The organism is Paenibacillus timonensis, from assembly GCF_022427145.1.
Classification (GTDB): domain Bacteria; phylum Bacillota; class Bacilli; order Paenibacillales; family Paenibacillaceae; genus Fontibacillus; species Fontibacillus timonensis.
The window spans coordinates 62782-70179 of the sequence record NZ_JAKSXN010000026.1; the positions used below are offsets into that span (position 1 = coordinate 62782).

The 7398-nt window shown below is 59.6% G+C and carries 7 protein-coding genes; all 7 read left to right on the forward strand.

The genetic code is table 11. The features are described 5' to 3' along the window. The first annotated feature begins 82 nt into the window (after window positions 1-82). The 7 genes from prfA (at window position 83) to MJ257_RS12150 (ending at window position 7228) form a co-directional block, all read left to right on the forward strand. Window positions 83-1150, forward strand: a complete 1068-nt coding sequence (gene prfA / locus MJ257_RS12120; protein WP_240269486.1) for a peptide chain release factor 1 — start codon at window positions 83-85, stop codon at window positions 1148-1150. Window positions 1151-1175: 25 nt separating this feature from the next. Further along, window positions 1176-2045 carry a peptide chain release factor N(5)-glutamine methyltransferase gene (prmC, locus tag MJ257_RS12125; RefSeq protein WP_240269492.1) on the forward strand — a complete coding sequence of 290 codons (870 nt, stop codon included), beginning with the start codon at window positions 1176-1178 and terminating at the stop codon, window positions 2043-2045. Window positions 2046-2159: 114 nt separating this feature from the next. Beyond that, complete coding sequence (locus MJ257_RS12130; protein WP_240269487.1) at window positions 2160-2435, forward strand: hypothetical protein; 276 nt, start codon at window positions 2160-2162, stop codon at window positions 2433-2435. A 243-nt stretch (window positions 2436-2678) separates the two neighbouring features. Next, window positions 2679-3899 carry an FtsW/RodA/SpoVE family cell cycle protein gene (locus tag MJ257_RS12135; RefSeq protein ID WP_240269488.1) on the forward strand — a complete coding sequence of 407 codons (1221 nt, stop codon included), beginning with the start codon at window positions 2679-2681 and terminating at the stop codon, window positions 3897-3899. A gap of 361 nt (window positions 3900-4260) precedes the next feature. After that, the gene (gene spoIIR / locus MJ257_RS12140; protein ID WP_240269489.1) at window positions 4261-4965 is read left to right on the forward strand and encodes a stage II sporulation protein R; all 705 of its coding nucleotides are present in this window, start codon (window positions 4261-4263) and stop codon (window positions 4963-4965) included. A gap of 292 nt (window positions 4966-5257) precedes the next feature. Beyond that, window positions 5258-6337 carry an L-threonylcarbamoyladenylate synthase gene (locus MJ257_RS12145; protein WP_240269490.1) on the forward strand — a complete coding sequence of 360 codons (1080 nt, stop codon included), beginning with the start codon at window positions 5258-5260 and terminating at the stop codon, window positions 6335-6337. Between the two features lie 18 nt (window positions 6338-6355). Continuing rightward, window positions 6356-7228, forward strand: a complete 873-nt coding sequence (locus tag MJ257_RS12150) for a DUF72 domain-containing protein (RefSeq protein WP_240269491.1) — start codon at window positions 6356-6358, stop codon at window positions 7226-7228. Window positions 7229-7398 lie beyond the last annotated feature (170 nt).

Here is a 7398-nt window from a genome sequence, read left to right on the forward strand (position 1 = left end):
TCGTTTATCCCTGAAATACTAAGCCTGCGGATGAGCGGCTTTTTATAAGAACATGTGATTGAATGAAGAGAGGTGACATCCCTTGTTGGACCGACTACAATCCCTAGCTGACCGTTACGAGAAGCTGAGCGAGCTGCTTTGCGATCCGGACGTGGCGAACGACTCGAAACGCCTGCGGGATTACTCCAAAGAACAATCGGATTTACAGCCGGCTTATGAGGCGTACACCGAATATAAGACTGTTGTCGAAGAGCTGGAAGCCGCAAAAGCAATGCAGGCCGAGAAGCTGGATGATGAAATGCGCGAAATGGTGAAGATGGAAATCGAGGAACTGAGCGCGCGCCAGCAGGAGCTGGAAGAGAAAATCCGCGTTTTGCTGCTGCCGAAGGATCCGAACGACGATAAGAACGTGATCGTGGAAATTCGCGGTGCAGCCGGAGGCGATGAAGCGGCGTTGTTTGCCGCCGATTTGTACCGGATGTATACGCGATATGCCGATTCTCAAGGCTGGCGCATTGATATTATGGACATGAATGAAAGCGACCTGGGCGGGTTTAAAGAGGTCATCTTTATGATTAACGGCCGGGGCGCGTATAGCAAACTGAAATACGAAAGCGGTGCGCATCGCGTACAGCGTATTCCTTCGACGGAATCGGGAGGGCGGATCCACACATCGACTTCGACGGTAGCTGTGCTGCCGGAAGTCGAGGACGTGGATATTGAAATTCTGGATAAGGACATTCGCGTCGATACGTTCTGCTCGAGCGGCGCGGGCGGCCAATCGGTCAACACGACGAAATCCGCTGTGCGGGTGACGCACATCCCGACCGGCATCGTAGCGACCTGCCAGGACGGCAAATCGCAGAACTCGAATAAAGAGAAGGCGCTGCAAGTGCTGCGCGCCCGGATTTTCGATATGAAACGGCAGGAAGAGGAAGCGAAATACGCCGGCGAACGGAAGAGCAAAGTCGGTACCGGAGACCGCAGCGAGCGGATTCGGACCTATAACTTCCCGCAAAGCCGGGTGACCGACCACCGCATCGGCCTGACCCTGCATAAGCTGGACCAGGTCATGAACGGCGAGATCGAAGAGATCGTGTCGGCGCTGACGATTGCCGAGCAAGCCGAACTGATGGATAAAGGAGAATAACGTGTTGCACAGCGAAGGATACCGGATGTCCGGTGCAATGACGATTTGGGAAGCCCGTAAAGAGGCTTCTTCTTTTTTAGCGGCGGCGGGCGTGCGGGAGCCCGAGTCCAACGCGGAGCTGCTGCTCCGCCACGTGCTGAATCTTGGGGGCGCGGCGTATTTGGCCGCGCTGCGCGATTCGTTCCCGGCGGACAAGCAGGACGCCTGGGAAGCGATGATCCGCCGCAAAGCGGCGGGCGAGCCAGCGCAGTACATCATCGGGGAGCAGGAGTTCTACGGGTTGACCTTCCGGGTCAACCCGGCGGTGCTGATCCCCCGCCCGGAAACGGAGCTGCTCGTGGAGCGCATCGCGCTGGAAGGCGATGCGCTGTGGCCCGGCGGCGCGCCGTACGCCGCCGACATCGGCACGGGCAGCGGCGCCATCGCCGCGGCCCTGGCCCATCTGCGCCCAGCGTGGCGCGTCGCGGCGAGCGATATCTCGCCGGACGCCTTGGCGGTGGCGCAGGATAATGTCCGGCGGCTTGGCCTCGCGGTGGCGTTCAAGCAGGGAGACCTGCTTGAACCGTTTGCCGGCGAGCCGCTGGACATCGTGGTGTCGAATCCGCCGTACATCCCGGCGGAGGACATCCCGCACCTGCAGCCGGAGGTGCGGGACTTCGAGCCGCGCGGCGCGCTGGACGGCGGCCCGGACGGGCTTGCGCCCTACCGGGCCATGATGGCGCAGCTCGCGCTGCTGCCGCGGCCGCCTCGCCTGATCGGCTTCGAGCTCGGCCAGGGCCAGGCCGCCGACGTCGCGGAGCTGCTGCGCGCCGCCGGCCATTGGGACGAGATCGTGACGGTTCCCGATCTCGCCGGCATCGACCGCCATGTGCTGGGCATCGCGCGCGGGCGTTAACCCCCGCTGCGCGACTCTATGAAAATAGGTGAATCGGCTTTACCAAAAGCCGCTCACTTTGGAAGAGTAGTTTCATAGAATGTGGTATCTCAAACCGAAAGGAGGAGATTCCGCATGGCATTCACATTGACGTTTCCGTATGCGCAAGCCGCCGGCGTCGGCCAAGGGTATTTCGTGGCTGCCGATCCGCTGGGCCCAACCGGGATTGTTACGGTTGCGGCTACGCTGGGTAACGTCGAGCTTCGCATCACCCGGTACAACGCGCCGGATTTTATCCAAACCGTGGCCCAAGGCAGCACGTTTTCCGTTGAGCTTGGTAACATTCAAACCATCGGTATTTTCGCGCTGACGGCCGCCACGGGCCTCATCACGCTGATCACCCCCGTCTAACCTGCGCTCCCCCATTTTCCCCTTTCTATCCCGACCCCCATTTCGGGCGCCGACGCTTGCGTCGGCGTTCTTTTTTTGCGCCCCTGGAAGGAAAAAAGCTGCCCCTGAGTAAAAATAAAACCGAGAGGGGAAACCTTTTAGGGGTTTCACCCGTTATTTGGGTCGAAGGGCTCATTTGTAGTTGGGGCGGGTTTCTTTTAAAGTAAAGGTACGGGGTTTCTTGATAAAGAAAAGAGGATGTTCATGCTGAGCAAACTGAAGAAAATCGATTACTCCATCGTCGTGATCCTGCTGCTGCTCATGGTCATCAGTATCGCGGTGCTGTACAGCGCCACGTCGGGCACCAAATATGACGGACACCATCTTCGCATGCTGGCGTATTACGCGCTGGGGTTCGCCGTGTTTTTCGGCGTTTCGATTGTCGACTACCGGCTGCTGGTGAAGTATGCGCCCTATCTATACCTGAGCGGCTTCGGGCTGCTGGTCGTGGTCATGTTTATCGGCAATACGTATTACAACGCGACCGGTTGGCTGACGATTCCGGTCATTAATCAAAGCTTTCAGCCGGCGGAGTTTTTCAAGCTGCTGCTGGTTATTTTTCTCGGGTTTATGCTGCTGCGCAAACGAAAGCCCCGGCTGGCGTTCTGGCGCGATGTTGTGCCGATCTGCTTGCTGACCTTCATTCCGTTCGTTGCCGTGATGGCGCAGAACGATTTGGGGAATGCGCTTAGTTATATCATCATATTGGCGGGCATGCTGTGGATCGGGAACATTAAATATTGGCATGCGCTGATCGCCGTCGTGATCTTCGTCGGTTCGGTGATCGGAGGCATTACCGCCTACAAGACGTATCACGACCAGGTGTACAACTTCTTCGTCGAGATTGGACGGGAGCATTGGATCAACCGGATCGATCCGTGGCTGATGCCGGAGAAAGCGTCCGAAGACGCCTCGTATCATACCCGGAACGCCAAGCTGGCGATCGCTTCCGGCGGCATGACCGGGGAAGGGTACATGAAGGGGGAGACGGTTCAGTCGGAACGCGTGCCCCTCACCTATTCGGACTCGATCTTCGTGGTGATCGCCGAGGAGTTTGGTTTTATCGGAAGTTCGGCGTTATTGCTGCTGTATTTCGTGCTGATTCATCGTCTGATCCTGATTTCCCTCGAGAGTCGCGAGACCAGCGGGCCGTATATAATCGTGGGGATCGTGGCCATGCTGCTGTATCAGATTTTCGAAAATATCGGCATGTTCATCGGCCTAATGCCGCTGACGGGGATTACCTTGCCGTTCATCAGCTATGGCGGTACTTCGCTGCTCATTAATATGGCGAGCATCGGCGTAGCGATGAGCATCCGAATTTACGGGCAGGAGAAGGAAAAGGAGAATCCCGTGACGCCGTCAGCGTCGATGTCGCGTTACTCCCTGCTGAGATCCAAACGCCGCCCGGAAAGCCAAGGGTGAACGGGATCGCGAGGGCAAGTGAAGGGAGCGTGGAAGCTTGCGGATTAGCGGGCTAACGAGCTTGCGAATAGAGTTGCTTTTTCACCTTATTTTTGAGCGGAGCGGGGGGGCGCCGAAATAAGGTGATTTTTTATGCTTATATTCGGATGCAGGGGCCAAAACGGCGCATTTGGAGGAGGATAGGGTGAAAATTTCATCTTATGCGGCTCGAAAACGGGAGATTGGCAGAAATAAGGTGATTTCATCACTCTATTTTTCGCGAACGAAAATTTACTAGATTCCGAGGTTTAGAAGTCTCTTAACCGGACATACTGATAGACATCAGCTGCTGAAATACCGGTTTGGTTAGGAGCAAGGAATCATGAGCCAACGTACGCCTTCCCGTAAGAAACTCGCCCTTTTCTTTTTTTCTATCGTCATGCTGTTGATGTCCTGGGAGGGACAAATGGTCGATACCGCCGCGGCGGCGGGGACGCAAGGGGTTATTCCGCAGGAATCCATTCGGCTGCGCATTTTGGCCAATTCGGATGGGACCACGGATCAGCTCGTCAAACGCCGCGTTCGCGATGCTGTGGTCGAGCAGATGAACGGCTGGATCGCTCAGTTGGAAAATCCCCAGAGCCTGGACGAGGCTCGTCAAGTGATCCGCGATCATCTGCCTGCCATCGAGGAGCAAGTCGGCCGAACGCTCCAAAAATACGGAAAGAACTACGATTACCAAGTCGAGCTCGGCACGGTGCCGTTTCCGACCAAAATGTACGGCGGGGCGGTTTATCCGGCCGGCAATTACGAAGCGCTGCGCGTGACGCTGGGCGAAGGCAAAGGAAAGAACTGGTGGTGCGTGCTGTTTCCGCCGCTGTGCTTCATCGACGCCGGGAGTGGGGACGCGCTGGCTAAGGACGCGGTTGCAGGTACGGATAAGGGCGCGGATACAGCCGCAAAAGCATCTGCAGACGGCGCGCCGGGAGATGCCGTTCAAGTGGAGCCGGAACAGGCGGAGGTACGCTTCTTCCTGTGGGACATGCTGGTGAATTTTTGGAATTGGATTACCAGTTTATTTGCTTAATCGTTCATGATGAGAAGATACCGTTCGGAGGACTCCGGGCGGTTTTTTTGCGCCTTGTTTGCGGGGACGGGCTATGCGCCTGACCGGGTTCGGGTATAATAGTAGAATATATCGATTATTGAACAGTTTGGGATGAGCGAGAATGAACCGAAATGAATCTATTGACAATACAACCCGCGGCGCAGGAGATCTGCCCGCTTTGCGAGAGGTGGCGCCCAAGTCGACCCGGTGGTGGAAAGTAGAGCCTAGAGCTGGGGGGGCCTCTGGTGGACAAGTTGCCGATGCAGTCAGCATGCCGGACGCTTCGGAAGCGGGGGAGGAGGCGGCGGGCCTGAAGGAAGCCGCCGCCGTGTTGGCCTCCGGCGGGACGGTGGCGTTCCCGACGGAGACGGTATACGGGCTTGGCGCGGATGCGCGGAATACGGCGGCCGTGGAGGCGATATTCGCCGCCAAAGGCCGTCCGTCCGATAATCCGCTGATCGTGCACATCGCCGACGTGAGCCAGCTGGACGGACTCGTCACGGAAGTGAACGAGACGGCACGGCGGCTGATGGAGGCGTTCTGGCCCGGGCCGCTGACGTTGGTGCTGCCCGTGGCCGAAGGCGCCGTCTCGCCCCGTGTGACGGCGGGGTTGTCCACCGTGGGCGTGCGGATGCCTGCCCACGACGTGGCGCTGCGGCTGATCGCCGCAGCGGGGTGCCCGGTGGCGGCGCCCAGCGCCAACCGGTCGGGTCGCCCGAGCCCCACGCTGGCGGGCCACGTGGGCGAGGACCTGTCCGGCCGCATTGACGGCATCGTCGACGGCGGGCCCACCGGGGTGGGCCTGGAGTCGACGGTCGTGGAAGCCGGCCGGGACGGGGTTGTCACCGTGCTCCGCCCAGGCGGGATCACGGCGGAGCAGCTCGCCCGCGTCGCCGGCGCGGGCGTGCGGCTGGACGCCGCCCTGCAGCCGCAGGCGAAGGCGGGCGGCGGGGCGGCCCCTGGCCCGGCGCCTCGCGCGCCGGGCATGAAATACACGCACTATGCGCCGCAGGGCGTGCTGCGCATCGTGCGCGGGTCCGCCGCCCGGGTGGCGGACCGCATTCAGGCCGAGCTCGCGGCGGCCGCGGCGCGCGGGGAGAAGACGGGCGTGCTCGCCTTCGACGAGCGCCTCCCGTCCTACCGCGCCGACTGCGCGCTTTCGCTCGGCCGCGAGGCCGAGCTGGAGACGGCGGCGCACCGTCTCTACGCCGCGCTCCGCCGCTTCGACGAATGCGGCGTCACTTACATCCTCGCCGAAGCCTGCCCCGAGGAGGGGCTCGGCTCGGCGGTGATGAACCGGCTGCTGAAAGCCGCCGGTCACCGGGTGATTGAAGCCGGCGGAGATTCGTAAAAGGCAGGGGGTGAGGACATGATCCGCATCGGCCTGGCCGGCTGGGGCGATCATGACGATTTGTACCCCGCCCGGACGCCGGCCAAAGACAAGCTCGCCGAATACGCGAAATATTTTAGCGTGGTGGAGGTCGACAGCTCTTTTTACGCCGTGCTGGGGGAAGAAGTGTATCGCCGCTGGCTGGCGGAGACGCCATCCGATTTCACATTTATTATTAAAGCTTATCAGGGGATGACCGGCCACAGCCGGGGCAAATCGCCCTTTGGCGGTCCGGGCGACATGTTCCAGGCTTATCTGGATTCGATCCGCCCGGTGGTAGAGGCAGGCCGGCTAAAGGCGGTCATGTTCCAATTCCCGCCCTGGTTCGACTGCACGCCGGAGCATGTCCGGCAGCTGCGGGCCATCCGTAAATGGATGGGGAACCTGCCGTCTGCACTGGAGTTTCGCCACCAAAGCTGGTTTTCGGCCGACAATCGGGAGCGCACGCTCGATTTCATGCGCCAAGAGGGCTGGATCCATATCGTTTGCGATGAACCCCAGGCGGGGCAAGGCTCGGTTCCCACGGTGCTGGAACCCACCGATGCCGAGTTAACGATCGTCCGCATGCACGGCAGGAATGCCACGGGATGGAGTCAAGCGGGCGCGTCGAACTGGCGGGAGATCCGTACGTTGTACCGCTACTCCCAGGAGGAGCTGCAGGAGTGGACCGGCATGCTGGACCAACTGTATCGCAAAGGCACGAGGGAGATCTGCGTGATCTTCAATAACAACTCCGGCGGGGATGCGGCGATGAACGCGCTGGAGATGATGGGCTTGCTGGGCCAATCGCCGCGCGGGCTTCCGCCGCGTCAGCTGGATTTATTCGGCGGCTGGGAGGATGAATGGAGCTAATGCTTAACCCGCTGAATAGTTGGATGGATTAAACCTAGTCCTTTTGCGGCTTGGTGGGCGCTTCATTTCAGAAATAGCGGTATTTCATGGCGTTATTTTAAGCGATAGGCCTCTGTTTGAACAAATAGCGGTATTTTATGTCGTTATTTCTGCGGAAATCCGGCGGTGGG

Coding starts and splice junctions, on each gene's coding strand:
- prmC (WP_240269492.1), top strand. CDS start 1,176: ATGTCCGGTGCAATGACGATTTGGGAAGCCCGTAAAGAGGCTTCTTCT.
- MJ257_RS12130 (WP_240269487.1), top strand. CDS start 2,160: ATGGCATTCACATTGACGTTTCCGTATGCGCAAGCCGCCGGCGTCGGC.
- MJ257_RS12135 (WP_240269488.1), top strand. CDS start 2,679: ATGCTGAGCAAACTGAAGAAAATCGATTACTCCATCGTCGTGATCCTG.
- spoIIR (WP_240269489.1), top strand. CDS start 4,261: ATGAGCCAACGTACGCCTTCCCGTAAGAAACTCGCCCTTTTCTTTTTT.
- MJ257_RS12145 (WP_240269490.1), top strand. CDS start 5,258: ATGCCGGACGCTTCGGAAGCGGGGGAGGAGGCGGCGGGCCTGAAGGAA.
- MJ257_RS12150 (WP_240269491.1), top strand. CDS start 6,356: ATGATCCGCATCGGCCTGGCCGGCTGGGGCGATCATGACGATTTGTAC.